Genomic DNA, 24,581 nt, shown 5'->3' on the forward strand with positions numbered 1-24,581 from the left:
CCACATGCTCACAGTTGTCCAACACCAACAGCACCCGCCGACGCGCCAGATGCTCGACAAGCAGCGCGGTGGCGTCGCGGCGGGCGGGGGCGCGGTCGTCGCGGGAACCGAGCTGGGTCTCGCGCAGGCCGAGAGCGCTGAGGACCGCGCCGGGCACGGCGGACGGGTCGTCGAGCGGAGCCAGTTCGACCAGCCAGGCGCCGGGCGGCGCGGCCTCCTCGGCGAGCCGGGTCTTGCCCGAGCCGCCGGGCCCTGTGAGCGTGACGAGGCGGAAGGCGCCAAGGTCGGCCCGCAGGTCGGCGACGTCGCGCTCGCGGCCCACGAAGGAGGTGAGGCGCGGGCGGATGTTGCCGCCGCGGGCCTGCGGATCCGCGTCCGGGGCCCGCGCGGGGCCGGGTGGGGGCTCCGAGAGCAGGGCAGCGTGCAGCGCGGCGGGCTCCGGACCCGGGTCGGTGCCGAGGTCGTCGGCGAGGGCCCTGCGCAGCCGCTCGTACGCGACGAGGGCGTCGGCGCGGCGGCCCGAGTCGCGCAGCGCGCGGATCAACTGGGCGTGCAGGGGCTCGTCATAGGGGTGGTCGGCGGTGAGCGCGGTCAGCTCGGCGAGGGCGGAGTCCGCCCTGCCGCGCCGCAGGTCGGCCTCGATGCGCTGCCGCAGCGCGGCGAACCGCCGTGCCTCGGGGCGCACTCCGTGGTCGCCGCCCGCCCGGTCGGGCAGGTCGGCGAGCGCGGGGCCGCGCCACAGACCGAGCGCCTCACGCAGCGTGCGGGCCGCGCCCTCCGCGTCGCCGGCGGCGAGCCGGGCGGCGCCCTCGTCGGCGAGGCGCTCGAACACGGACAGGTCGACGTCCTCACGGCCTGCCGCGATGCGGTAGCCACCGGGGACGGAGACGACGGCGTCCCTGCCGAGGGCGCGGCGCAGCCGGCCGATGAGCGCCTGGAGCGCGGCGGGCGAGTCCTGCGGCGGGTCGTCCGCCCAGACGTCGGCGACGAGGTCGGCCACCGGGACCGTACGGCCGGGGCGCAGCGCGAGCGCGGCGAGCAGGGCGCGCAGGCGCGCGCCCCCGAGGGGGACGGTCACGCCCCGCCCGTCGCGCGCCTGCGTGGCGCCCAGGATGAAGTACCGCACCCGGCCATTGTGGCGCGCCGCGCGGACACCGCCCGCCCGGCGGCCCGGAGGCCGCGGTTCCGCAGGACGGGCTGCCGCCTGCGGCTCGGGCCTGCGCGGCCCGGCCCCGCAAGGCGTCCCTCAGGCCCTCAGGCCCTCAGGGTCGGCCTCGGCACGACGCCGCCGGCCACCGCGCGGCGGCGGGGCGCGGCCGTGCCGGTCCAGCAGGTGCCGCGGCGGGAGAGCAGGCGGCGCAGCCACAGCTCGGTGGAGACGAGGTCGGCGAGGCCGTCGAGCGGGACCGGCTCGCCGTCAGCGGCGGCCCGCAGGGCCTTGCGCACGACGCGGGCCTCCACGATCCCCGCGTCGGCGAGCAGCGGCGCGTCGAAGAGACTCACCAGCTCCCCCATGGCCGCGCGCAGCCCCACCCGCTGGACGGCCTCGGAGGTCGCGCGCGAGGTGGCGCCCCAGCCGGGCGGCAGGTCGTGGATGCCGGTGCCCGCGAGGACTGTGCGCAGGATCTCGGCGCGGGCGTCCGGTTGGACGCGCAGCGCCTCGGGCAGCTCGCGGCACGCCCGTACGACCTGGTTGTCGAGGAACGGCGCGTGCAGGCGCTGGCTGCGGATCTCCGCGGCCTGTTCGAAGACGCGGTGGTCGGCCGCGTAGCGGGCGAGCGCGGCGCGGGCGCGCGCCTCGCCGGGGCGCTGCACGGACTGCGGCCTGGTGGCGGCGGTCCGCAGCCGCCTGGCGACCTGGGAGAGCGCCTCACCGGTGAGCCAGCGCGCGGCGGGCCCTGGGCGCGACCAGGTGAGGGCGGCGAGCGAAGCGTCGACGGGGCCGCCGTAACCGTTCGGCGGGAGGCCCCTGTTGACCTCGGGCAGCCGGGCCGCCGCGTCCTCCATGCCGGTCCTGTACGGGGTGCGGGCGAGGCGGCGGGCGGCGCGGTAGACGGTCAGCGGCACGAAGAGGGACGAGGGCGAAGCGCCCTCGGAGCGCGCCAGTTCCGCCACCGGGTGCAGGAGGTGGCGTCTGCGGCGGTCGAGCAGCAGGTCGGCGAGGCGCGCGGGGTGCGCGTCGAGGACCTGCCGCGCGCCGGCGCCCGTGAGGTGGTCGGCGCTGCCCGCGGCGAGGCGCCGCTTGTGCCGGGCCGCGCTGACGAGCGCGGGGCCCGGCTCGTCGGTGAGCGGCCCTTCGAGGTCGGCGTACGGGAGGGCCTCGGCGCCGCCGGTGACGACGACGTGGTGGAGGCGCGGGTTCTCCGCGATGAGGGCGGCGCGCTCCAGCTCCGCCTCGTCGCGGCCGCCCTTGGTGAGGTCGTTGAAGGTGACGGCGAGGAGGCGCTCGCCCGCGCCCGTCCCGTGGCCGAGCACGGTGCCGGGCGCGCCGGGCAGCCCCGCGGCGAGCAGCGCGAGCGTGGCGGAGGCCGAGCCGCCCGAGAGGTCGGCGCCGATGCCGGGCAGCGGCGCGCCGCGCGCGGCCCGCCGGTCGGCGGGGCCCATGCCGGGCACGGGCCCCGGGTCGGGCAGCGGCGCCTCGGGGGCGTGCCGCGGCGCCGTGAGCCGGGTCCGCACGGCCTCGACGAGGGCCTCCCCGACGTCCTCGACCGCGCGCTCCGGGTCGCGCTGCGGCGCGGCGACGGCCAGGGACGCGACCGGTTCGTAGCCGGTGATCTCGCGCGAGCCCTCGCGGAGGATGAGCGCGTGTCCTGGCGGAACGCGCCTGACGCCCTCGTACGGCGTGGAGTCGCGCAGCACCTCGGGCGTCTCGGGGCAGGCGAGCACCGCCGCGAGGTGCCCGACGTCGAGCTGCGCCTCGATGAGGTCGGCGAGCGGCAGGGCGGCGGTGGCGTAGGCGGTGCCGCCGGCCCAGGGCGTGTGGAAGACGGGGCGTGCGCCCGCGAGGTCGCCCGCGATGGTGACGCGCCGCCCGATCTGCGCGACGGCGGTGTAACTGCCCGGCCAGGCGGTGAGGTGGCGCAGGGCGCCGCCGCGCGCGGCGACGATGCCGAGGCGCAGCTCGTCGTCGGTGGCGCCGCAGCAGCCCAGCACGGCAAGGCGGTTGAAGGGGTCGACGGAGACGACACGGACCTCGTCCGGGCGCCAGTCGCCGACCGCCCAGAGCGGATCGGGGTCGCCCCACAGGAGTTGGGAGCCGACGGGCGTGATCGTGCCGCCGTCGCCCGCGTCGGTGACGGCGTCCACGGCGCCGACCGTGCCGAAGTGCGCGGCGATACTGCTCCACCCCACCAGCCAGCGCATCGCCGCCTCCACACCCTGTGGACCCTCCGGGCCGTCGCCCGTTCGGGACCATGCTGCCATGACAACGGCGCACAGGAGGGGGGACGGTGGCGTGCGGGCAGAGAAGCATGCGCCCCTGGCATGCACCGGTTGGCCGGATTCGGCCCCTTGCCTGACGGCTTGTTCCCTCCCCCGCCGTCCCCGCCGGGCGTCGGTCCCCGGGCCGCGCAACACACGGGCGACAGGCGTCATTCGGCCAATCTCCGGCGCCCCGCGCGGCGCGCCGCGGCGCCGCCCCGGCGCGTTCGCGGCGTACGCACGCTCGGTCCGGGAGACGCCGCGCGCCTCCCGGACCGGTCCGCCGCCCGCGGGGATTCAAGGCGGCGGATGTCCCCCAGCCCGCTGGTTCCAGTGCGCAGCGGGCCGACCCACGCAGGACAATGGAAGCGCTCTCTCCCTCGCCGGGCCACGGCGCACGGCCGGGCGCACGGCCACACGCGAGGAGCACGAACCGCCCGCGCGACGGCGTGCGCCGCCGTCCTGAACCCGGCGGAACTCCCGTGCGCACGGGCCACATTCCCGCCATCCGGAAGTCCGCCCCTTAACGGTCGGGATGTGTCGAACTACGCTGGGTTTACGAATGCCGCGCGCCTATGCCACGACGCGGCGGCCGTCTGTGTGTCGAGGGGTGGCGCATGTCCAGGGAGCTACGCGGGCCGAACGAGAAGCTCGGCACGGTTCTCGCCCTCGCGGGAATCAGCAACGCCGGCCTCGCCCGCCGGGTCAACGACCTCGGGGCGCAGCGCGGTCTGACGCTTCGCTACGACAAGACGTCGGTGGCGCGGTGGGTGTCGAAGGGGATGGTCCCGCAGGGGGCCGCCCCGCACCTCATCGCGTCCGCGATCGGCGCGAAGCTCGGCAGGCCCGTGCCGCTGCACGAGATCGGGCTCGCCGACGCCGATCCCGCGCCGGAGGTGGGCCTCGCGTTCCCGCGCGACGTCGGGCAGGCCGTGCACGCGGCGACCGAGCTGTACCGCCTCGACCTGGCGGGCCGCAGGGCGGGCGGCGGCGGCATCTGGCAGTCGCTGGCCGGTTCCTTCTCCGTCAGCGCGTACGCGACGCCCGCGTCGCGCTGGCTGATAACCCCGGCCGACTCGTCGGTGGCGCGCGACACGTCCACCGCGCTCGCCGCGCGCGGAGGGGACGGCACGGGCCGCCGCGCGGCGCCGCGCCGGGGGCCCGCGGGCCCGACCACGGCGGGCGCGGGCCTGGTCAAGCAGCCCGCGGCGGCTGAGGCCGCGCCCGCGGAAGGCCAGACGGCCGAGGGCGCGGAGGGTGCCGCACCGCTCAGAGTCGGCCACAGCGATGTCGCGAAACTCCGCGAGGCGGCCGCGGACGCCCGCCGCTGGGACTCCAAGTACGGCGGTGGCGACTGGCGTTCCTCGATGGTCCCCGAGTGCCTGCGGGTCGACGCGGCGCCGCTGCTGCTCGGCGCGTACAGCGACGAGGTCGGGCGGGGCCTGTTCGGCGCCACCGCGGAACTGACCAGGCTGGCCGGCTGGATGGCCTTCGACACGGGCCAGCAGGAGGCCGCCCAGCGGTACTACATCCAGGCGCTGCGGCTGGCCCGCGCCGCCGCCGACGTGCCGCTCGGCGGATACGTCCTCGCGTCGATGTCCCTCCAGGCCACCTACCGCGGCTTCGCCGACGAGGGCGTCGACCTGGCGCAGGCGGCCGTCGAGCGCAACAGGGGCCTTGCGACGGCCCGCACGATGAGCTTCTTCCGCCTCGTGGAGGCGCGCGCGCACGCGAAGGCGGGCGACGCGACGGCGGCGGGCGCCGCGCTGAAGGCCGCCGAGGGGTGGCTGGAGCGCTCGCGGGCGGGCGACGCCGACCCGTCGTGGCTCGCCTTCTATTCGTACGACCGGTTCGCCGCGGACGCGGCCGAGTGCTATCGCGACCTGAAACTTCCGCGCCAGGTACGGCAGTTCACTGAGCAGGCACTGTCCAAGCCGACGGAGGAGTTCGTGCGCTCGCACGGCCTGCGGCTCGTGGTGAGCGCCGTCGCCGAGCTGGAGTCGGGCAATCTGGACGCGGCGTGCGCGGCGGGCACCCGCGCGGTGGAGGTCGCCAACCGCATCTCGTCGGCGCGCACCACCGAGTACGTACGCGACCTGCTGCACCGCCTCGAACCGTACGGGGACGAGCCGCGCGTCGTGGAGCTGCGCGAGCGCGCGCGGCCGCTGCTGATGGCGCCCGCGTAGCCGGAGCGCCGCGCGGCCGTGGCCCGGGTCCCCGCACGGCCGGGTTCCGCCCGCGCCCGGGGCCCCGCTCGCCGACCCCGCGCCGCCGCTGTCGGTGGCGGGGTGCACCATCGGGGTGGGAGGTGAGCGGATGGCCGCGCGTGCGGGGTTCGACTGCGACGTACTGGTGATCGGCGGCGGCATCGTCGGCCTGTCGACGGCGTACGCGCTGACGCGCACCGCGCCGGGCGTGCGGGTGGCGGTCGTCGAGAAGGAGCCGGGGCCCGGCCGCCACCAGACGGGGCGCAACAGCGGGGTCATCCACAGCGGCATCTACTACCCGCCCGGCTCGCTCAAGGCGCGGTACGCGCTCAGCGGCTCGGCCGAGATGGTCCGCTTCTGCGCGGAGCACGGGATCGCGCACGCGGTGACGGGCAAGCTGATCGTCGCGAAGGACCGCCGCGAGCTGCCGAGGCTGCGCGCGCTCGCCGAGCGCGGCAGGGCCCACGGCATCCCCGTCCGCGAGCTGGGCCCCGCGCAGATCAGGGAGCACGAGCCGGAGGCGCGCGGAGTGGCGGCGCTGCACGTCGCGACCACCGGCGTCTGCGACTACGGGGCGGTGGCGGCGCAGCTCGCCAGGTCGGCGGCGGACGCGGGCGCCGAGGTGCGCTACGGCGCGGGCGTCACCGCGGTCGACCGGCGGCCGTGGGGCGTCGCGGTGCGCACCGCGCCCGGCGAGGTCCTGCGGGCGCGCGCCCTGGTGAACTGCGCGGGCCTCCAGTGCGACCGGGTGGCGCGGCTCACGGGCGACGACCCGGGCATGCGGATCGTGCCCTTCCGCGGGGAGTACTACGAGCTGGCGCGGCCCGACCTGGTGCGGGGCCTGGTCTACCCGGTGCCAGAACCCGCGTTCCCTTTCCTCGGCGTGCACCTGACGCGCGGCGTCGACGGCGGCGGGGTGCACGTCGGGCCCAACGCGGTCCCCGCGCTCGCCCGCGAGGGGTACGGCTGGTCCACGGTGCGCCCCCGCGAGGTGGCGACGACCCTCGCCTGGCCCGGGGCCTGGCGGATGGCGGCGAGGCACTGGCGGTACGGCGCGGGCGAGGTCCACCGCTCGCTGGCGAAGCGCGCGTTCGCCGCCGAGGTCCGCAGGCTGCTGCCCGCGGTCACCGACGCCGACCTGCGGCCCGCCGCCTCCGGCGTGCGCGCTCAGGCCGTGCTGCGGGACGGCTCCCTGGCCGACGACTTCCTGATACGCCGCGCGCCCCGCGCCGTCCACGTCCTCAACGCCCCCTCCCCCGCGGCCACGGCCTCCCTCCCCATCGGCCGCGCCGTCGCCCGCTGGGCCCTCGACGCCCTGGACTGACCGGCGCGGGCCGGGTCCGGGCCTCCGGTGCGGGCCGGACGGGTGCGGGCGGGTGCGGGCCGGCCTGAGCCGGTGCGGGCCGGTGCGGGGGCCCTTGGAGCACGCCCCGGCGTGGAGTCGGCGCGTTCTGGGCCGGCCCGGGGCCCGGCGGACACGTTCCGGGCCGCCCGAGGGCCCGGTGAGCGCGTCCCGGGGCCGGCCGGAGGCCCGGCGGGCACGTTTACCATGGGGACACCATGTCCCAGTCGCAGACGTCAAGCCGCATGTTCCCCGACGGCGGGCCCGCGGCCGATCCCGCGGGGGATCGCTTCGAGCGCCGCATCCGCAGCTTCCAGCCGCGCAGGAGCCGGGTGACCGCGGGGCAGGCCGACGCGATCCGCAGGCTCTGGCCCGCGTGGGGCTTCGACGTGGACGGGCGGCGCGTCCTCGACCTCGACGCGATGTTCGGCGGCGCGCCCGTCGTGCTGGAGATCGGCTTCGGCATGGGCGAGACCACCGCCCGGATGGCCGAGGCCGAGCCGGAGACCGGCCTCATCGCCGTGGACGTGCACACCCCCGGCCAGGGCAACCTGCTCGCGCTCGCCGAGCGCGCGGGGCTCACCAACCTGCGCGTGGCCAACGGCGACGCCGTCATCCTGCTGCGCGAGATGCTGCCGCCGCGCTCCCTCGCGGGCATCCGCGTGTACTTCCCCGACCCCTGGCCGAAGAAGCGCCACCACAAGCGCCGCCTCGTACAGCCCGCGTTCCTCGACCTCGCCGCCACCCGGATGGCCCCGGGCGCCGTCCTGCACTGCGCCACCGACTGGGAGCCGTACGCGGAGCAGATGCTCGACGTGCTCACCGCGCACCCCGCGTTCGAGAACACGGCGCCCGGCGGCGGCTTCGCCGAGCGGCCCGCCTTCCGGCCCCTGACCCGCTTCGAAGGGCAGGGCCTCGACAAGGGGCATGTGGTGCGTGACCTGCTGTTTTGCAGGTCCGGCGACTGACGCCCCGGGCTTTGGGCCGCCCGCTCACGCGGTCCGGGGCGCCCGAGGCCCCATCGCCGTTGTCGGCGACCGTCGTTAGGGTCGTCACGTGAGCCGACCGACCCCGCACGCCCGCCCGCCGCGGCCCGCGGCGCGCCCCGGCGCCCGCGCGCTCAGGCAGCGCGCCCGCGGCCTCTGGGGCCGCCGCGGCGTGCGGGCCGGGGTGCTGGTCGGGGCGCTCACCGTCTGCGGCGCCGTGATCCTCGCGCTCGTGCGGGACCAGACCGGCACGGAGGGCTTCCTCGTCGGCCTCGGCCTCGCTGCCGCGCCCGTGCCCGTGCTGATGGCCGTCTTCCGCTGGGTCGACCGCGTCGCCCCAGCGCCCTGGCGCACCCTGTTCTTCGCGTTCGCCTGGGGCGCCTGTGCCGCGGCACTGGTGGCGATCATCGCGAACTCCTTCGCGACGGAGTGGCTCGCCACCGCGACCGCCGACCCGCACGGCGCGGAGTCCCTGGGCGCCACGGCCATAGCGCCGGTCGTCGAGGAGAGCGCGAAGGGCACGGCGGTCCTGCTGCTGTTCCTCTTCCGCAGGCGCCACTTCACCGGGGTGGCGGACGGCGTCGTCTTCGCCGGGTTCACCGCCACCGGCTTCGCCTTCACCGAGAACATCCTCTACCTGGGCAACGCCTTCGGCGAGGACAAGGTCCTCGGCAGCAGCGGCCTGGCGTCCTTCACCGTGGCGACGTTCTTCGTGCGGATCGTGCTCTCGCCGTTCGCGCACCCCCTGTTCACCGTGCTCACCGGCATCGGCTTCGGCCTGTCCGCCCTGGCCGCGGGCCGGCACGCCCGGCTGAAGCGGCTGCTGCCGCCACCGGCCGGCCTGGTCTGCGCGATGGGCCTGCACGCCCTGTGGAACAGCTCGTCGGGCGCCTTCGGTCCTTACGGCTTCTACCTCGTCTATGCCCTGTTCATGGTGCCCGTGTTCGGTCTCGTGACGGGCGTGACCATAGGGGCGCGCCAGCACGACCTGCGGACGGTCGCCGCGGTGCTGCCCGCGTACGTCGCGGCCGGCTGGTGCGGGCCCGCCGTGCCCGCGGCTCTCTCGTCCATGCGGGCGCGGGCCGCGGCCCGGGATTACGCGGGCCGCACGGACGGCCCGGCGACCGCGCGCGCCGTCGTGGAGTACGGGCGGGCCGCGACGGCGCTCGCCCTGCTGCGGCACCGGCTGGAGCGGGGCGCCCCGGTGCCCGGCTTCCCCGCGCGCGAGCGGGAGCTGCTGGCGCGGATGGCGGAGCGCCGCGGTCCCGCGGAGCCCGCGCTGCTGCACGGGGCGCGGGTCACGGGCCGGATCGCGGCACCGCCCCCGCACCGCGACTACCTGGCGTACAACCCGTACCGCGAGCACCCGGCGCCGCCCCGCCGCGCGCACGCCGCGACCGGCCCGTACGAGGGCCCCGACGCCCGCGCCCCGTACCGCGGTGGCCACGCGCCGTACCCCGCCCTCGGGACCACGTCGTACGGCCGCTGCCCGGCCCGCCCTTCCCCCAGCGCCCGTCCGCACCCGTACCAGGACCGCGCCGCCTAGGCGGAGTCCGGTCCAGGCGTCCGGCACGCCGAGCAGGGGCAGCCACCGCGTGTCCACGATCGTCTCGTCCGGCACCGCGCCCGCGCTCGTCAGCATGTCGTGCCGCACCAGGTCGAAGGGCAGGTTCACCAGGCGGTCCCGGCGCGGTGCCTCGCTGAGTCAGCCCCGCTCGACCGCGCGCTCGACGAGCTGCGCGAAGGGCGGCACCCGGTCGAGGACGGTGCCGATGGCCGCGATGAACAGGTCGGCCGTGTGGCTCCACAGCTCGCCGATCTCCGGCACGGTCAACGACAGGTCGCGCCGTGCGCATGACCAGGCCGTGCTCGTTCCACAGCTCGACCGTGCGCCGCATCGCAGCCGTGACGGCCCGGCGGGGATCTTCGTCCTCGGCGGTGGCCCCCGACCGCTCCCACAGGTGCTCGACGGTCCGGGCCACGAGCGCGGTGACGACCTCCTGCTTGGAGCCGAAGTAGAAGTACAGGGCACCACGGGTGATGCCGGCGCCCTGGGCGATGTCGCCCACGGTCATGGCGTCGTAGCCCTTCTGCGCCGGCAGGGCCTCGCAGGTGTCCAGGATGGCCCGTTCGCGGACGTCGCCCTTGCGTTCCGCGGCGCGCCGGCCGCGCGGCTGCTGTCCCGGCATCAGAGCTGGGCGCCGTCGGGGAAGTCCGTCGTACGGGAGAGGGTCTCCCACGCGCGGACGTCCTCGTCCACGGCCGTGCGCGCGGCGGTGACCAGGACATCGAAGGTGGCCTTCTCGTCGGCGCCCCAACTGAAGACGTCGGCGCCGAGACAGAGCGGGGAGACCGAGAGGCCGGAGGGGCCCAGAGTGCGTCGATCAGTCATACACCCCATGGAACAGTTCGCACCCGTCCCCGGACATACCGCCTCCGTCCTGGCGGCGTCCGTCGCAGCGTGGGCCGTACGCGCCCGTCAGGGCCTGAGCCCGTGGTCCTCCAGCCAGGGCCGCGGGTCGATCGCCGTGCCGCCCGTCGTGCGGACCTCCAGGTGGAGGTGGGGGCCCGTGACGTTCCCTGTGGCGCCGACCCGTCCGATGACCTCGCCCGTGCTGACCTTCTGGCCGACCGACACCACCATCGAGGACTGGTGGCAGTACCAGAGCTCCTCGCCGTCGTCGAGCTTCACGACCGTGCGGTAGCCGTACGCGCCCGCCCAGCCCGCGGCGGTGACCGTGCCGCCGTGCACGGCCTTGATGGGCGTGCCGGTGGGCGCCGCGAAGTCGAGGCCCGTGTGGTAGCCGGAGGACCACATCGGGCCCGGATCCCCGAACTGCCCGGTGATCGTGTACGAGGCGACGGGGAGCGTGTAGCTCTTGGCCAGTTTCGCGAGCCGCGCGGCCTCGGCCTTCTTCGCGGCCTCGGCGGCGGCCTTCTGCTTGGCCTCTTCGGCCTTCTTCTCCGCCGCCGCCTGCTGCTTCGCGGCCTCGGCGCGCGCCGAGGCGACGGCCTCCGCCTCGGCCGCCGCCTGCCGGGCGTCGTCGGCTGCCTGCCGCTGCGCCGACGCCTGCTGGAGGATACGGGCGCGCAGCGCCTCGCCGGCGTCGGTGGCGCCGTGCTCGTAGTCGGCGGTGGTCACGCCCGCGGTCGTCAGCGGCGCGCCCGCGAGTACGGCCTGCGGCGCGGGGGCCTCCTCGTGCACGAGGGAGTCGACGACCGGAAGCGAGGCGACGCGCTGCGGCAGGTGGTCCGCGATCGCGTCCGGCACGGATATCGCAACCGGCGCCTTGCCCTGCGCGGCCGCGATGCCGCCCGCGCCGACCGCAGCGATGACGCCCACGCCGAGCACGGTGGAGCTGCGGGCGAGCGCGTTGCGCTGCTTGATCACCCGGTGCTTGCCGCGCAGCGGCGAGATGGCCGTGGCCGAGCCCTCGGGCTGCCCCCACGCCGCGCCCTCCGCCCCCTCGGGGGCCCCGGTGTCCGCCGCGCCGGTGCCCCTCATCGCGGGGAGGGCGCCCGTGTCGCCCGCCGCGGCGGAGGAAGCGGTGTCATCCACGACCGGGAACGTCCCGGTGTCGCTCACCGCGGGAGACGAGCCCGTGTCCCCGTACGCGGGAAAAGCTCCCGTGTCGCCCACGGAAGGGAACACGCCCGCGTCCCCCGCGGCGGGAAACGCACCGGTGTCGCCGTACACCGCGAACACCCCCGTGTCACCGCCCCGCACGGGAAAGGAGCCGGTGTCGCCGAAGGCGGAGAAGGAGCCCGTGTGTCCGTGGGCGGGGAAGGATCTCGTGTCCCCGTGGGCGGGGAAGGATCTCGTGTCCCCCGCCCCCACCGCGGCGAACGCCCCGGTGTCCCCGTACGCGGGGAACGAACCCGTGTCGCCCACGGAAGGGAACACGCCCGTGTCCCCGTACGCGCCGTACTCGCCCCGGGGGTCGAAACCGGCGCCGTGAGTGACGTGTGCGGCCGGGGCGCCGGGGGAAGGCTGGGAGGTGGACACGCCGTACGGGGCGTACGGGGCACCGGGGGTGAACAGGGCTTCCGGGGCAGGCTTGTTGGACGCCACGGGGGCGCGCTCCTTTCCTTCCTTCTCGCCTACCGGGTTAGCTGACGGGTTCGGAGCAGGAAGGTCTCCTACGGGCGCGGCAGGCCGCCGAAGAGGCGGCGTGTCAGGCCCGATTCACCCCAAGGGTTGGTTCCCCGGTTCCCTTGCGGAATTCGGCGTGCGAGCACGGAGCCGCCGAGGGCGACGGCTGGGACGACCGCGCTGCGTTATCGAACGTTAATAGAGACCAGGCCGTTATTCCAAGCCGATCGGGATGATCGTTAACGACTTCGCATCGGATCAACCAGGACAGATGTCCCCGCAACCGGGCGAGTTGACCCCGCTTCAGCGGCCACTCGCGCACCCGGCCGCCCGGCCGGGCCGCGGAAGGCGCCCGCACAGCCCTCGCACGACTGTGCGGAGTGCTCGCATCCAGGCACGCAGCGTCACGAAGGTCCGTGTGGTCACGGCGGCGGCACGACGCTCATGATCCGGCGCCGGTCCGGCTGGCCCGCCGTGGGGCGGTTCACCGCGAGCAGCGCCATGTCGTCCGTGCTGCCGCCCCCGGTGTGCACGCGCACATCGCTCACGACCGCGTCGAGCAGTTCCTCGGGGCCGGGGAAGACCCGGCCGCGCAGCCGCTGCGCCGGGTCGTAGAAGACGCCGTCGCGGTCCCGCGCCTCCGACAGGCCGTCCGTGTAGAACAGCAGCGTCGAACCGGGCGGGTACGGGCTGGTGTCGGCGCGGTCCGGCCAGGAGGCCAGCTCCGCCATGCCGAGCGGCAGCGCGAACTGCCCCGGTACGAGCGTCGTCACGACGCCCGCGGCCTCCAGCAGCATCGGCTCGGGGTGGCCGCGGTTCAGCAGCCGCACCACCCCCTCGCCGCGCGGGATCTCCGCCAGCACCGCCGTCGTGAACGACTCGGCGGTCTCCGCCTCGGCGCGCCGGGTGCCCTCCCTTGTCAGGGCGCGGTCCAGGCGGTGTGCGACGCCTTCGAGGGTGCGCTCCTGCTCCGCCGCCTCCCGGAACGCGCCGACGAGCACGGCGACCGTCTCGACCGCGCCCATGCCCTTGCCGCGCACGTCCCCGACGATCAGCCGCACCCCGTACGGGGTGTCCTGCACCGCGAACAGGTCGCCGCCGATGAACGCGTCCTCCTGCGCCGCCTCGTACCGGGCCGCGATGTGCAGCCCGCCGATCTGCTCCGAGGGCTGCGGCAGCACCGCGCGCTGCGCCGCCTCCGCGATGACACGGGCGGACGCCAGCCGCTCGCCGCTGCGGCGCACGATGCGGTTGATGCCGAGCGCGAGCGCCGATACGACCACCACGGTGAGCAGGTCGCCCACCGCCTCGACCCGGCCGATCGTGCCGTCGTCGATGCGCAGCAGCACCTCGGTGGAGATCGCGACGAGCGCGATCACCAGGGTCCCCACGGGGCCGAAGAACGGGGCCGCCACCATCGGCGCCGCGGCGAAGAACGGGGACGCGGTGAAGCGCGTCGGCGTCACCACGTCGAACACCCCACCGACGAAGATCACGACGAGCGGCAGCCAGAAGCGGAACCTGCTGGGACGCGGCGTGGGCGCCACCTCGCCCCGCGCGGGCTCCCCGTCCCGCCGGGCGACCCAGTCGCGCGCGATCCGGACGCCGCGGGGCGCCCTGCCGCCCCGTCGGCGCCCCTCGCCCCGCCCCGTCTTCGCCACCAGTGGTCTCTTTCTGCCGGTCTCCTCGCCAGGCTGCGGACGGTACCGCGCTGTCTCCAGGCTCGCCGCCCTCGCCCCCGACGGCGAATCGCCGTCGACCGACTGGCGTAAGAGCGGGCGGAGCACCGGGGCACCCCGCCCGGCCGTACGGGCGGGGACCCGGACGCACCGAAGGCCCGGATTCCGGGGAATCCGGGCCTTCAGCCACAAGTAGCGGGGACAGGATTTGAACCTGCGACCTCTGGGTTATGAGCCCAGCGAGCTACCGAGCTGCTCCACCCCGCGTCGGTGAACACCACCTTACGCCATCCGGAGCACGCCCAGCGCCACTTTCGCCGCCGGCGGACGCCGGTGGCGGGTGCCCTCAGGCGGCGGGGACCACGTCGGCCTTGACCGCGGCGGCCCACTCGACCAGCAGCTCCTGATAACGCTCCTGCTCAGCGGGGGTGAGGACACGGCCGGCCCCGGCCCACAGGGCGCGGATGCGGTCGTTGACGTCGGCGGCTGACCGCGGGGAACCGGGCTCGTCGACGGCGCCGGACGGTGATGCGAACATGTGCTCAAGACTACGGGCCGCCACTGACAGTCGGCGGAGCGTGGAGACCCGACCCGCGCACGTGTGAGGCAGCACACGTCGTCCGCGTCGCGCGGCGGTCCCGCTGGTCAGCGCGTGCCGTAGTCGTGGCCCGACCCGCCCTGCCACTCCACCCACGACGGGTCGTCGAGCAGGTCCTCCGCGTCCGGCAGCCCGGCGCGGCGCAGGAACTCGACCAGGTCGTCGTCCGAGTGGGCCAGACCCATGATCTGCCCGCGGACCGTGACCCGCCGTCCGCCCGTCCCGGACGCCCGGTGTACGACGATCGGTGCGTCACTCATGCCCCCAAGCCTGCGACGAACCGGCCGCGCGCGCAGCCCCCTGGGCGTTTTGCCCACCGTGTTTCTCACGACTGCCGCGCCGCCACTCCCGCCGCACGCCTCCCACGGGCACGCGAAGGCCCCCGCGCCGGGCCTGTGGGCCGGGCGCGGGGGCTTGACGTAGGCCGTGTGGGACTTGAACCCACAACCAACGGATTAAAAGTCCGCTGCTCTGACCAATTGAGCTAACGGCCCGCACCGCGAAGCATAGTCGGCCCCCGCCGCGCGACATGCCCGAGGCCGTGGGGCGTTGGACCTGCGCCGGGGCCGGCCGCCGCCTCAGAGCTGCTTGTACAGGTCCGTGAGGATCTGCCGGGTCCTCTTCGCCGACTCGGCGTGCGCGACCATGCGGTCCATGGCCTCCTTGTACTCGGCGACCTCGGCCGCCTGATCCAGGTAGAGCGCGCCGGTCAGGTACTCGACGTACACGATGTCCGGCACCTCGGGCACGTCGAAGCGGAAGAGGACGAACGAGGTGTACGTGCCGGGGTGGTGGCCGGCGGAGAGCTCCGCCATCTGGAGCGTGACGTTCGGCAGCTCCGACAGTTCGAGCAGGCGGCCGATCTGGTCGCGCATCAGCGCGGCCGAGCCGACGGGCCGCAGCAGCACGGTCTCGTCGATGACCGCCCAGTATGTCGGCGGGTTCTCCCTGGTCAGCAGCGCCTGGCGCTGCTTGCGCAGCGCGACGTGGCGCTCGATGCGCTCGGGGTCGAACTGGCCCACCGCGCCGGTGCGCAGAATCTCGCGGGTGTACTCCTCCGTCTGGAGGACGCCGGGTACGAAGTGCGGCTCGTACGTGCGGATCGTCTTCGCGGCCTCTTCCAGGCTGACGTAGCCGCTGAACCAGCCGGGCAGCACGTCGTGGAAACGCTGCCACCAGCCGGGCCTGTTGGCCTCCTCGGTGATCTCCAGGAAGGAGGTCACGCCCGCCGGTTCGACCCCGTACGCGGGCAGCAGCACCTGGAGGTAGGGGATCTTGAGGGCGACCTCGGCCGACTCCATGCGGCGGATCGTCGCCACCGTCACGTGCAGGAGCTTGGCCGCCTGGTCCCGGGTCATCCCGGCCCGTTCGCGCAGGCCGCGCAGCTGTCTGCTCAGGACGAGCTGTCCTATGGTCGGGGCGGAGCGCGGTTCACTCATGGTCCGTGCCCCCCAGTGCTCGCATGGGCGCAGTCTGCCACAGGGCCAGAACGTGAGTACGGGAGCCCTCGTCCCGTTTTCGCTCTCTTTCCACCCCCGTCTCTTACCACCCCGGGCGCCGGGTGTAGCGCGGCGACCGCACCCCGCGGGCCGGTGCGGGGCGCGGCCGGCCGCCGCCGTCAGAGGGCGGGCTGTACGGACCGCCCGCGGCCCCGCGCCCCCTTGAGGAAGGTCAGCGCGTACACCAGGGTCGCCGCCGCCATGATCCCGAAGCTCGGGGGGAGGGTCGGCACGGCGTAGCTCAGCGCGAGCCCGGCCCACATCTCGCCGAGCCCGAGCCCCGCGGACAGGGCGAGGCCGCGCATCGGACGGTCGGTCAGGCGCATCGCGGCGCCCGCGGGGGCCGCGAGCAGGCCGAGCAGCAGCAGCGCGCCGACCGCCTGGGTCGCCTCGGCCGCGCAGGCGCCGACCAGCACGAGGAAGCCGAAGCCGAGCATCCGCACGGGCACGCCGCGCGCCGCGGCGACCGTCTCGTCGAGCGACGCGAACAGCAGCGGGCGGGCGATGGCGAGCAGCGCGACGCAGATGCCCGCGGCGATCAGGGCCGCCGTGAGGGCCTGGCCCGCGGAGAGGCCGAAGATCGAGCCGAACAGGACGTTCACGCCCGCGCCGCCGTTGGCCGCACTGCGGGACGTCGTGTACAGGGTGAGGAAGAACGAGCCGAGCCCGAGGATCCACGCGAACACCGACCCGATGACCACGTCGTCCGCGCGGCCCTTCCGCCCGATCGTCCCGATCAGCAGCGCGACGGCCACGGTCCCCGCGAACAGGCCGAGCCGCAGGTCGTACCCCCCGGCGAGCGCGGCGAGCGCGCCGGTGAACGCGACGTGGCTGAGCGCGTCGCCGGTGAAGACCTGGGCGCGCAGCACCAGGAAGTACCCCGTGAGGCCCGCGGCGAGCGCGATCGCCGAGCCGGCGAGGAAGGCGTGCAGGAAGTACGGGTGGGTGAAGGCGGCGAGCCAGCCGTGTCCGCCGCCCGCCGCGAGCAGCACGGCCGCCGGGTGCCCGGTCATGCCGCACCCCCGGCCGCGAGCGCGGGCCGCGCGGGCAGCCGCCCGCGCGCGTACTGCCAGCCGCGCGCCAGCGCGTAGACGCCGAACGCGAACGTCGTCACGTAGAACCCGACCGGGTACGGCGAGTAGTAGGCGACGATCAGGCCCGCCCAGGTGACCACCACGGCGATCACCACCGAGAGCAGCAGGCCTGTGGCGGGCCTTGCGCTGAGCGCCTGCGCCGCCGCGCCCGGCATCACCAGCAACGCGAAGACCAGCAGGGTGCCGGTGAGCTGGCTGGCGCCCGCGGTCGCCGCGCCCAGCAGGACGAGGAAGACCGTGGAGAGCAGCCGCACCGGGACGCCGCGCCCGGCCGCCACGTCCGGGTCGACGGACGCGAACAGCAGCGGGCGGCCGACGAGCGCGAGCACGAGGAGCGCGGTCGCGGTCACGCCGGTGAGCAGCCAGACCTGCCCCGTCGTGATGCCGAGGAAGCTGCCGAACAGGAGGGACGTCACCCCGCCGAGCAGCCCCTTGTACAGGGTGGTGAAGAGGAAGCCGCAGGCGAGCAGGAAGGCCTGCACGGTGCCGGTGACCGCGGACTCGTGGCCGACCGCGGCGCGGCCCGAGCGCGGCAGCGCCGCGATGACCAGGGCGGCGGCCACGCAGAAGGCGAAGTAGCCGTAGGTCACGGAGACGCCGAGCAGGGCCGCGCAGGCGGCGCCGGGGAAGCCGACGGTGGAGACGGTGTGCCCGGCGAAGCTCTGCCGCCGCAGCACCATGAACCACCCCATCACGCCCGCGCCGACCGCGACGACCGTGCCCGCGCGAAAGGCGTTGACCATGAAGGGGAACGCCCACATCTCCCGCAGGTCGGCCACCGGGTTCCACGACCAGGCGGGCAGCGACCCGGCGGCGAGTGCGAGCGCGTCAGCCGTCGGCACGGCGGCCCTCCCGTCCGGGCTCCGCGCCGGACGCGGCGTCCTGACCGGCCGGCGCGTTCCCGTGCCGGTCGGTGTGGCGTGCCGGGGCCTCCGGCTGTCCTACGACCACGAGCCGGCCGTCCGACGTGGTGAGCACCTCGACGGAGGTGCCGTAGAGCCGGGAGAGCGTCGCGGAGTTGATGACGTCGGCGGGGCGGCCCGCCACCGCGCCGCCCTCCGCGAGGTAGACCACGCGGTCGAGCCGGGACAGGATCGGGTTGACGTCGTGCGCGACCATGACGACCGCGACGCCCTCGTCCCGGCAGATCCGGCCGATCAGCGCGGCGACCGCCGCCTGGTTCGGCAGGTCGAGGCTGTCGAGCGGTTCGTCGAGCACGAGGAGTTCGGGGCGGCGCACCAGGGCCTGCGCGATGAGCAGCCGCTGCTGCTCGCCGCCCGAGCACTGGCCGATGGGCCGGTCGGCGTACGCCTCGGCGCCGACCAGCCCGATCACCTCGGCGACCCGCTCGGCCGCCGCGCGCGACCGCGCGCCCCACCGGCCCGGCAGCGGGAACGGCAGGGGGACGCCCCACCGGTCGCCGTCCCAGCCGAGCCGTACGACGTCCGTGCCGCGCAGCCGCAGGGACGCGTCGAAACTGCGGCGCTGCGGGAGGTAGCCGACGCGCGCCCCGGCCCGGCCCGGTCGCGCGCCGAGCACGCGCACCTCGCCGGCGGCCGGCTGCTGGACGCCGAGCAGGACCTTGACGAGAGTCGACTTGCCGACGCCGTTCGGGCCGAGCACGGCGACGAACTCCCCGGCGCCGACCTCCAGGTCGACCCCGGACCACAGGGCCCTGCCGCCGACCCGGACGCCCGCGCCGCGCAGCGCGACCACCGGGGCCGCGGCCCCGGTGGTCGCGTCCGCCGTACGGGCCGGGGCGTGCGCCACCGTCATTTCCCGGTCGCCTTGGCGAGCGCCGCCGCGATGCCCTTGAGCTGGCGCACCTGCCAGTCCTGGAAGGAGGCGCCCGCGGGGGTGAGGGTCTCGGTGACGGTGGCGACCGGGATGCCCTTCGCCTTGGCGGCCTTGACCTGGGCCTGGACGTCGGGCGTGGCGTTCTGGCTGTTGTAGACGTACACCTTGATCTTCTTGTCCGCGATCTGCCGGTCGATCGTGGACTTGTCCTTCGCGGTGGGGTCGCTGCCCTCGCTGATCGCGTCGAGGAAGGACTCGGGGGTCACGAGGTTGAGGCCGAGGCCCTCGGCGAGCGGCGTGAAGATCGACTCGGAGGCGCCGACGGGCGTGCCCTTGTACTTCGCCTTGATGTCGGCGATCTCCTTGTTGTACGGGGCGAGCGTGGTGTTCTCGAAGGTGTTCTTGAGCTTGTCGAAGTCGGCGGAGTCTGCCGGGTCGAGCTTCTTGTAGTCGGTGGTGATCTGCTCGATGACCTGGTGGACGTTGTCCGGCGAGTACCAGCGGTGCGGGTTGCCGTCGGCGGGGACGCCGACGAGCTTGCCGACCTCCAGGTCGGTGCGGCTCGTCCCGGGGTTGGCGGCGAGCAGCTTGCCGGCCCAGGAGTCGTAGCCGACGCCGTTGACGATGGCGAACTGCGCGCCGGCGACCGTGCGGGCGTCCGCGGCGGTCGGCTCGTAGTCGTGCGGGTCGGCGTTGGGATTGTCGATGATGCTGGTGACCTTGACGTGGTCCCCGCCGAGCTGGGAGGCGATGCTGCCCCAGAAGTTCTCGGCCGCGACGACCTGGATGGTCCTGCTCGACGCGGCGGACGCCGAGGCACCTCCCGCCGCAGGTGTTCCGTCCCCTCCCTCGCTGCCCTTGCTGTCGGAGGAGGAGGTCGAGCAGGCGGCGACGGAGACGGCGGCCACGGCGGCTATGCCGCCGAGGGCGATACGGGAGGCTGTGGCGTTCATACCCGACACGCTAAATGGCAATGACTTTCAAAACCAGGCCGATTGCCCAGATATGAAAATCATTACCATTCTGTGATTTTCGACCGCCTTGGCACGTCGCAATGGGCGTCGCACCTTCTGGCACACCTATGCAGACGTCGTTATATGCTAATGTTGCAATGTGTTGATGGGTCGAACGCGCACCCGTCGCATCCACGCGACACTTCCGCGCGTTCCGAGCCCTTTCTGTCCGCCTGTCCGCCCCCAGGGCCCAGGCCCCAAGCCCCAAGGAGTCCACCATGACCTCGGCAACCGACCACGCCCCGCACGCCGGCCACGACCACCAGCACGGGCCCGCTTGCGGGCACGTCGCGATCCCCCACCACGGCCACACGGACTACGTCCACGACAGCCACCTCCACCGCGACCACGGCGACCATGCGGACGAATGCGGCTCCGCGACCCACACGCCCCACGCGTCCCACCCGCACGAGCACGGCGAGGGGTGCGGGCATGTCGCCGTACCGCACGGCGACCACACCGACTACGTGCACGACGACCACCGGCACGCGGCGCACGCGGACCACTGGGACGAGCACTGAGCCGTACGTTTCCCGGCTGCCCACCGCACACTGCTGAAACCGATTGTCAGATGCTAATGTGCGCATATGACGACAGCGGCGGAGGACGCCCCGCTCAGCGGCCTGCAGGCAGCCAGTGACCTGCTGCGGGCGCTGTCCTCCCCCGTACGGATCGGCATTGTGCGGGAGCTGGCGGCCGGAAGCCGGCGCGTCCACGAACTGGTGGAGGCGCTCGGCGTCAGCCAGCCCCTCGTCTCCCAGCACCTGCGCGTCCTGCGCGCGTCCCGCATCGTCACCACGCGCAGGGACGCCCGCGAGATCGAGTACTCCCTGCTGGACGAGCACGTCGCCCACATCGTCCTGGACGCGATCAAGCACACCCGCGAGTGAAGGCCCCGGCCGGGACGGCGCCCGGCGGCAGCCGCCCCCCGCCCCGGCCGGGCAGGAGGCGTCCAGGGCGGCCCCGGCACCGCGGCAGACATGCAGGAAGTGGCAATCCGGGGCGACCGGTCCCGTCCGGGCTGAGCCGGTCCCGCCATGTCGCTGCCTGGGAGACGAGACGGTTCCGCTCGCCGTCCGCATACGCCCGCGTACCCGTCGTACGCCCGCGTACCCGTCGCCGTACTCCCGGGGGGGCCTGGGCGGTTGCCCTGCCCGAAGACGACTCCGCCGCTCAGGCGCCGCCCGCCGTTCGACCGGCGGCCTGCCGTCCCGATCGTGGGCCGTGTGGGACTCGAACCCACAACCTACGGATTAAAAGTCCGCGGCTCTGCCAATTGAGCTAACGGCCCTGTGACTGCCCCGCAGGGCACACCGAGCATAGCCCGCACGGCCGTTGGGGCCGATCCGGTATCGGCGCCGGGCGCCGTGCCGGCGGCTCGGCGCCGGCGGACGGCCCCGTCCGGGACACCCTGGACGCGGCGGCGGAGCGGCCATCAGGCCCGACCTGACGTCAGCCCTGCCGGCGGGGCGCCCCGGAGTCGGGCGCCCGCTTCGCGGCGCTCATCAGCCAGGACATCAGGGACGGCGCTCTCGCCACGGCCGGTGCCGGGCCGTCCGCCGTCCTCTGCCGCGAGCCGCTCCCGCTGGTCGAGGCGCTGCGCGAGCAGGTCGCACCCTGAGCCCGCGCGGTCCGCCGGGCTCGGTCGGACGCAGACGGCGGCGGGTCCGCCCCACCGGAGAAGGTGGGGCGGACCCGCCGCCGTGGTGTTCCGGGGCCCGGGGTTGCCCGGGGCCTCAGGAGGGGTCAGCTGCCGCGCTTCCAGCGGGGCTTGTCGTCGCGGCGGCCGAAGGAGCCGGCGCCCGCGCCGCCACCGCGGTGGTCGTCACGGCGGCCGAACGGACGGTCCGAGGAGCCGCCGCGGTAGCCGCCGCCCGCCGGGCGGTCGCCCTGCCGGTCGCGGTTGAACGGGCGGTCGCTGCCCCGGTGGTCGCGGCGCTCGAACGAACGGCCGCCGCGGTCGTCACGGCGCTCGCCGCGGTCGCGGTTGAAGCCGCCACGGTCGCCCCGGTCGTCACGGCGCTGGAAACCGCCACGGTCGTCACGGTCGTCACGGCGCTGGAAACCACCGCGGTCGTCACGGTCGTCACGGCGCTGGAAGCCGCCACGGTCGTCGCGGTCGTCCCTGCGGAAACCGCCGCGGTCGCCCCGGTCACCCCGGTCGTCACGGCGGAAACCGCCCCGGTCACCGCGGTCGTCGCGCCGCTGGAAACCACCGCGGTCGCCGCGGTCGCCCCGGTCGTCACGGCGGAAGCCGCCACGGTCACCGCGGTCGTCGCGGCGCGGGCCGCCACGGTCGTCACGGCGCTCGAAGTTGCCGCGCTCGTCGCGCCGCTGGCGCTGGCGCTCGGCCTCGGCGGCCGCGGCCTGGGCCGCCGCCTCCTCGATCGCGCGCTCGGCCTCTGCCTGCACCTCGGCGACCGCGGCCTCCGGGTCTTCGCCGCGCTCGCGGGCGGCGCGCGCCACCAGGCGACCCGCCTCCTCGCGCAGCTCCGTCGCGCGGCGCTGCGCGCGCTCCAGCTGCTTCGTCAGGTCGGCGACCTCGCGCTCGGCCTGCTTGGCCGCGTTGTTCGCGGAGTCGGCCTGCACCTCGGTCAGCGACCTGGCGCCGGTGATCTCGGCGACCTCGGGGTCGAAGGCGCCCGCGCCGCCCACCATGTGGCGGGAGGCGTCGACGCCCGCGTCCTCCATCAGCCGGAAGATCTGGCGGCGCTGGTGCGGCAGCGCGAGGGAGACGACGACACCGGACTTGCCCGCGCGGGCCGTGCGGCCCGAGCGGTGCAGGTAGTCCTTGTGGTCGCCGGCCGGGTCGACGTTGAGCACCAGGTCGATGCCGTCGACGTGGATGCCGCGGGCGGCGACGTCGGTGGCGACCAGCGCGTTGACGCGGCCGTCCTTGAAGTCGGCCAGCGTCCGGGTGCGCGCGCCCTGCGTCATGCCGCCGTGCAGCGCGTCCGCCCGCACGCCGGACTCGCGCAGCTGCTCCGCGATCCGGTCGGCGCCGAGCTGGGTCCTCACGAAGATGATCGTGCGGCCCTTGCGCGCGGCGATGGCGGCCGTGACGGGCGCCTTGTCCTTCGGCTTCACCACGAGCACGTGGTGGGACATGGTCGTGACGTTGCCCTGGGCGCTGTCCACCTCGTGGCTGACCGGGTCGGTCAGGTAGCGCTTGACCAGGGTGTTGATCTCGTTCTCCATCGTCGCGGAGAACAGCATGCGCTGGCCGCCCGCGGGGACCAGGTCGAGCAGCTCGGTGACCTCGGGCAGGAAGCCCAGGTCCGACATCTGGTCGGCCTCGTCGATGACGGCGACCTGGACCTGTTCGAGCGAGCAGGCGCCGCGGTTGATGATGTCCCGCAGCCGGCCGGGCGTGGCGACGAGGATGTCGACGCCGCGTTCGAGCGCGTAGATCTGGTTGCCCATGGACGTACCGCCGCAGACGACCTTCATCTTCAGGCCCAGCACGTCGCCGTACGGCTGGAGGGCGTCCGCGACCTGCATCGCGAGCTCGCGGGTCGGGGTGAGGATGACGCCGCGCGGCTTCTTCTTCTCGGTGTGGCCGCCGGCCAGGGTGGCGAGCAGCGGGAGGCCGAAGGAGAGCGTCTTGCCGGAGCCCGTGCGGCCTCGGCCCAGGATGTCCTTGCCTGCCAGGGCGTCCGGGATGGTCGCGGCCTGGATCGGGAAGGGGACGGCGACGCCGTTCTGCGCGAGCTTGCGCACGATCGACTCGGGCAGCCCCAGGTCGCCGAAGGTGGTCTCGGGGGCGGTGGTGCCGGTGCTCTCGTCGCTCTCGTCGACGGCCGCGGCGAGGGCGGCCTCGGTGGCGTCGCCTTCGGGGCTCTCGGGCATGACGGCGTGGTCAGTACTGGAAACGGACATGCGAAATGCGAAACCTTCCGGAGTCTCGGCACGCGCCCAAACTCCGTGTTTCACCTCTCGACCGCCTCAATGCGGTCAGCCACGGTAAGGGAGAGTACGCGCCACACGGCGCTCACCTGTTTCGGCGCCGGGGAATGATCAAACGATCTACTACCATACGCAGTCTTCGGCGGTTGAGGCAAACCGGCGCGGAGCGACGCTGCTCACACCGTACCCGCCCTCGGAGCGGGGACGCCCGGCCGCCCGCGCTCAGGCGGGGCCCAACTGCGGTGAGGCGGACGGCTCCTTGACCGGTCCCGCACCCGGGCCCAGCGCCGCCGTGCGGACATCGGCGGCGGGCGAGGCGGACGGCGGGTCGGCGGGCCCGGTCGGATCAGCGCCGCCCGTGCCGCCGTCGCCGCCCCCGGCGGGCGGCGGGGGCGGCGGCGCGGGCTGGTCGCTCCCCGGCGGGTCGGCGGGCGGTGCGGGCGGTTCCGCAGGAGCGCCGCCGGACCCGCCCGTCGCGCCCGGCCCTCCGTGGCCGTGGCCGCGGTGGCCAGGCCGGCCGTCGGCCGTCACCACGGGCGTCGGACCGCCGGGCGAACTGGGCCCGGCCGAGGCGCCCTTGCCGTCCTTGCCCGCCGCGTCGGCGTCCTTCGCGTCCTTGCCGTCCTTGCCGTGCGCGCCCTTACCGCCGCTGCCGCCGTCCCGGCCGCCGTGGGCACCACGGCCGGGGCCGCGGCCCCCGGCCCCGCCGGGCACACCCGTACCGGCGTCGGAACCGCCCTTCGAGCCGTCTGCGCCGTGCCCCGCCACGGAGTGGCCGGGCGCCGGGGCGCTCCCGGAGTCGCCGACGCTCATACAGCCGGCCGTCGCGGCGACGGCCAGCGACGCGGCCACCCACACGGGGGCCCGGCAGGGACGGGCACGCCGCGGCAGCTGCGGCGGGGGCGGGACGGGCGAACGGCGCACGGGGCACCTCCGGGACAGGGGCG

General features: G+C 75.2%; 19 protein-coding genes, 3 tRNA genes, 2 pseudogenes and 1 riboswitch. Of the genes and pseudogenes, 6 read left to right on the forward strand and 18 right to left on the reverse strand.

The annotated features are described in order from the left end of the window. Together ABEA77_RS22900 and ABEA77_RS22905 are read right to left on the reverse strand one after the other, a co-directional pair. The coding region (locus ABEA77_RS22900; protein ID WP_345650747.1) for an AfsR/SARP family transcriptional regulator at positions 1-1,126 on the reverse strand (1,126 nt) is incomplete at its 3' end. Positions 1,127-1,254: 128 nt separating this feature from the next. Beyond that, on the reverse strand, positions 1,255-3,363 hold the full coding sequence (locus ABEA77_RS22905; protein WP_345650857.1) for an asparagine synthase-related protein: 2,109 nt from the start codon (positions 3,361-3,363) through the stop codon (positions 1,255-1,257). 674 nt (positions 3,364-4,037) lie between these two features. Here ABEA77_RS22905 and ABEA77_RS22910 point away from each other — a divergent pair. From ABEA77_RS22910 to ABEA77_RS22925, 4 genes are all read left to right on the forward strand, one after another. Further along, a complete protein-coding gene (locus tag ABEA77_RS22910; RefSeq protein WP_345650750.1) occupies positions 4,038-5,606 on the forward strand; it encodes an NsdA family TPR-like regulatory protein in 1,569 nt (522 codons plus the stop codon). A 130-nt stretch (positions 5,607-5,736) separates the two neighbouring features. After that, complete coding sequence (gene lhgO / locus ABEA77_RS22915; protein ID WP_345650752.1) at positions 5,737-6,951, forward strand: L-2-hydroxyglutarate oxidase; 1,215 nt, start codon at positions 5,737-5,739, stop codon at positions 6,949-6,951. Positions 6,952-7,187: 236 nt separating this feature from the next. Beyond that, positions 7,188-7,937: a tRNA (guanosine(46)-N7)-methyltransferase TrmB gene (gene trmB, locus ABEA77_RS22920; protein ID WP_425588366.1), complete on the forward strand. Its 750-nt coding sequence runs from the start codon at positions 7,188-7,190 to the stop codon at positions 7,935-7,937. An 88-nt stretch (positions 7,938-8,025) separates the two neighbouring features. After that, entirely contained in the window at positions 8,026-9,501 is a 1,476-nt protein-coding gene (locus ABEA77_RS22925) for a PrsW family glutamic-type intramembrane protease (RefSeq protein ID WP_345650754.1), read from the forward strand. Between the two features lie 207 nt (positions 9,502-9,708). On the opposite strand, the pseudogene ABEA77_RS22930 reads toward ABEA77_RS22925, so the two are convergent. From ABEA77_RS22930 to ABEA77_RS22990, 13 genes and pseudogenes are all read right to left on the reverse strand, one after another. Continuing rightward, a pseudogene (locus ABEA77_RS22930) lies at positions 9,709-10,144 on the reverse strand (TetR/AcrR family transcriptional regulator); the annotation flags it as partial. Then, a pseudogene (locus ABEA77_RS22935) lies at positions 10,144-10,239 on the reverse strand (short-chain dehydrogenase/reductase); the annotation flags it as partial. The pseudogenes ABEA77_RS22935 and ABEA77_RS22930, both read right to left, overlap by 1 nt. A gap of 195 nt (positions 10,240-10,434) precedes the next feature. After that, positions 10,435-11,460, reverse strand: coding sequence for a M23 family metallopeptidase (locus tag ABEA77_RS22940; RefSeq protein WP_345650858.1), 1,026 nt, complete (start codon positions 11,458-11,460; stop codon positions 10,435-10,437). 578 nt (positions 11,461-12,038) lie between these two features. Beyond that, positions 12,039-12,195, reverse strand: a riboswitch (cyclic di-AMP (ydaO/yuaA leader). Between the two features lie 275 nt (positions 12,196-12,470). Then, positions 12,471-13,709, reverse strand: coding sequence for a PP2C family protein-serine/threonine phosphatase (locus tag ABEA77_RS22945; protein ID WP_425588367.1), 1,239 nt, complete (start codon positions 13,707-13,709; stop codon positions 12,471-12,473). Positions 13,710-13,920: 211 nt separating this feature from the next. Continuing rightward, a tRNA-Met gene (locus ABEA77_RS22950) sits at positions 13,921-13,994 on the reverse strand. A 79-nt stretch (positions 13,995-14,073) separates the two neighbouring features. After that, positions 14,074-14,265, reverse strand: coding sequence for a hypothetical protein (locus tag ABEA77_RS22955; RefSeq protein ID WP_345650757.1), 192 nt, complete (start codon positions 14,263-14,265; stop codon positions 14,074-14,076). Positions 14,266-14,372: 107 nt separating this feature from the next. After that, the gene (locus ABEA77_RS22960; RefSeq protein ID WP_345650760.1) at positions 14,373-14,585 is read right to left on the reverse strand and encodes a hypothetical protein; all 213 of its coding nucleotides are present in this window, start codon (positions 14,583-14,585) and stop codon (positions 14,373-14,375) included. A gap of 160 nt (positions 14,586-14,745) precedes the next feature. After that, positions 14,746-14,819: transfer RNA gene (locus tag ABEA77_RS22965), tRNA-Lys, on the reverse strand. An 84-nt stretch (positions 14,820-14,903) separates the two neighbouring features. Next, complete coding sequence (locus tag ABEA77_RS22970) at positions 14,904-15,764, reverse strand: helix-turn-helix domain-containing protein (protein WP_345650763.1); 861 nt, start codon at positions 15,762-15,764, stop codon at positions 14,904-14,906. A gap of 179 nt (positions 15,765-15,943) precedes the next feature. Further along, complete coding sequence (locus ABEA77_RS22975; protein ID WP_345650765.1) at positions 15,944-16,837, reverse strand: metal ABC transporter permease; 894 nt, start codon at positions 16,835-16,837, stop codon at positions 15,944-15,946. Beyond that, the gene (locus ABEA77_RS22980) at positions 16,834-17,760 is read right to left on the reverse strand and encodes a metal ABC transporter permease (protein ID WP_345650768.1); all 927 of its coding nucleotides are present in this window, start codon (positions 17,758-17,760) and stop codon (positions 16,834-16,836) included. Before ABEA77_RS22980 ends, ABEA77_RS22975 begins: the two co-directional genes overlap by 4 nt. Further along, positions 17,747-18,694: a metal ABC transporter ATP-binding protein gene (locus ABEA77_RS22985; RefSeq protein ID WP_345650771.1), complete on the reverse strand. Its 948-nt coding sequence runs from the start codon at positions 18,692-18,694 to the stop codon at positions 17,747-17,749. The genes ABEA77_RS22980 and ABEA77_RS22985 overlap by 14 nt, the downstream gene beginning before the upstream one ends. Next, a complete protein-coding gene (locus ABEA77_RS22990; protein ID WP_345650773.1) occupies positions 18,691-19,668 on the reverse strand; it encodes a metal ABC transporter solute-binding protein, Zn/Mn family in 978 nt (325 codons plus the stop codon). The genes ABEA77_RS22985 and ABEA77_RS22990 overlap by 4 nt, the downstream gene beginning before the upstream one ends. A gap of 278 nt (positions 19,669-19,946) precedes the next feature. Here ABEA77_RS22990 and ABEA77_RS22995 point away from each other — a divergent pair, with 278 nt between their 5' ends. Both ABEA77_RS22995 and ABEA77_RS23000 read left to right on the forward strand, forming a co-directional pair. Then, entirely contained in the window at positions 19,947-20,249 is a 303-nt protein-coding gene (locus ABEA77_RS22995) for a hypothetical protein (RefSeq protein WP_345650775.1), read from the forward strand. A 66-nt stretch (positions 20,250-20,315) separates the two neighbouring features. Further along, positions 20,316-20,618, forward strand: coding sequence for an ArsR/SmtB family transcription factor (locus tag ABEA77_RS23000; RefSeq protein ID WP_345650777.1), 303 nt, complete (start codon positions 20,316-20,318; stop codon positions 20,616-20,618). Positions 20,619-20,946: 328 nt separating this feature from the next. On the opposite strand, the gene ABEA77_RS23005 is transcribed toward ABEA77_RS23000, so the two are convergent. From ABEA77_RS23005 to ABEA77_RS23015, 3 genes are all read right to left on the reverse strand, one after another. Continuing rightward, positions 20,947-21,019: transfer RNA gene (locus ABEA77_RS23005), tRNA-Lys, on the reverse strand. Positions 21,020-21,474: 455 nt separating this feature from the next. After that, positions 21,475-23,607, reverse strand: a complete 2,133-nt coding sequence (locus ABEA77_RS23010; protein ID WP_345650780.1) for a DEAD/DEAH box helicase — start codon at positions 23,605-23,607, stop codon at positions 21,475-21,477. A 249-nt stretch (positions 23,608-23,856) separates the two neighbouring features. Further along, positions 23,857-24,447 carry a hypothetical protein gene (locus ABEA77_RS23015; RefSeq protein WP_345650783.1) on the reverse strand — a complete coding sequence of 197 codons (591 nt, stop codon included), beginning with the start codon at positions 24,445-24,447 and terminating at the stop codon, positions 23,857-23,859. Between the last annotated feature and the right edge of the window lie 134 nt (positions 24,448-24,581).

This window comes from Streptomyces tremellae, assembly GCF_039540215.1.
Classification (GTDB): domain Bacteria; phylum Actinomycetota; class Actinomycetes; order Streptomycetales; family Streptomycetaceae; genus Streptomyces; species Streptomyces tremellae.

Coding starts and splice junctions, on each gene's coding strand:
- ABEA77_RS22905 (WP_345650857.1), bottom strand. CDS start 3,363: ATGCGCTGGCTGGTGGGGTGGAGCAGTATCGCCGCGCACTTCGGCACG.
- ABEA77_RS22910 (WP_345650750.1), top strand. CDS start 4,038: ATGTCCAGGGAGCTACGCGGGCCGAACGAGAAGCTCGGCACGGTTCTC.
- lhgO (WP_345650752.1), top strand. CDS start 5,737: ATGGCCGCGCGTGCGGGGTTCGACTGCGACGTACTGGTGATCGGCGGC.
- trmB (WP_425588366.1), top strand. CDS start 7,188: ATGTCCCAGTCGCAGACGTCAAGCCGCATGTTCCCCGACGGCGGGCCC.
- ABEA77_RS22940 (WP_345650858.1), bottom strand. CDS start 11,460: ATGAGGGGCACCGGCGCGGCGGACACCGGGGCCCCCGAGGGGGCGGAG.
- ABEA77_RS22955 (WP_345650757.1), bottom strand. CDS start 14,265: ATGTTCGCATCACCGTCCGGCGCCGTCGACGAGCCCGGTTCCCCGCGG.
- ABEA77_RS22960 (WP_345650760.1), bottom strand. CDS start 14,585: ATGAGTGACGCACCGATCGTCGTACACCGGGCGTCCGGGACGGGCGGA.
- ABEA77_RS22970 (WP_345650763.1), bottom strand. CDS start 15,764: ATGAGTGAACCGCGCTCCGCCCCGACCATAGGACAGCTCGTCCTGAGC.
- ABEA77_RS22975 (WP_345650765.1), bottom strand. CDS start 16,837: ATGACCGGGCACCCGGCGGCCGTGCTGCTCGCGGCGGGCGGCGGACAC.
- ABEA77_RS22985 (WP_345650771.1), bottom strand. CDS start 18,694: ATGACGGTGGCGCACGCCCCGGCCCGTACGGCGGACGCGACCACCGGG.
- ABEA77_RS22990 (WP_345650773.1), bottom strand. CDS start 19,668: ATGAACGCCACAGCCTCCCGTATCGCCCTCGGCGGCATAGCCGCCGTG.
- ABEA77_RS22995 (WP_345650775.1), top strand. CDS start 19,947: ATGACCTCGGCAACCGACCACGCCCCGCACGCCGGCCACGACCACCAG.
- ABEA77_RS23000 (WP_345650777.1), top strand. CDS start 20,316: ATGACGACAGCGGCGGAGGACGCCCCGCTCAGCGGCCTGCAGGCAGCC.
- ABEA77_RS23010 (WP_345650780.1), bottom strand. CDS start 23,607: ATGTCCGTTTCCAGTACTGACCACGCCGTCATGCCCGAGAGCCCCGAA.
- ABEA77_RS23015 (WP_345650783.1), bottom strand. CDS start 24,447: ATGAGCGTCGGCGACTCCGGGAGCGCCCCGGCGCCCGGCCACTCCGTG.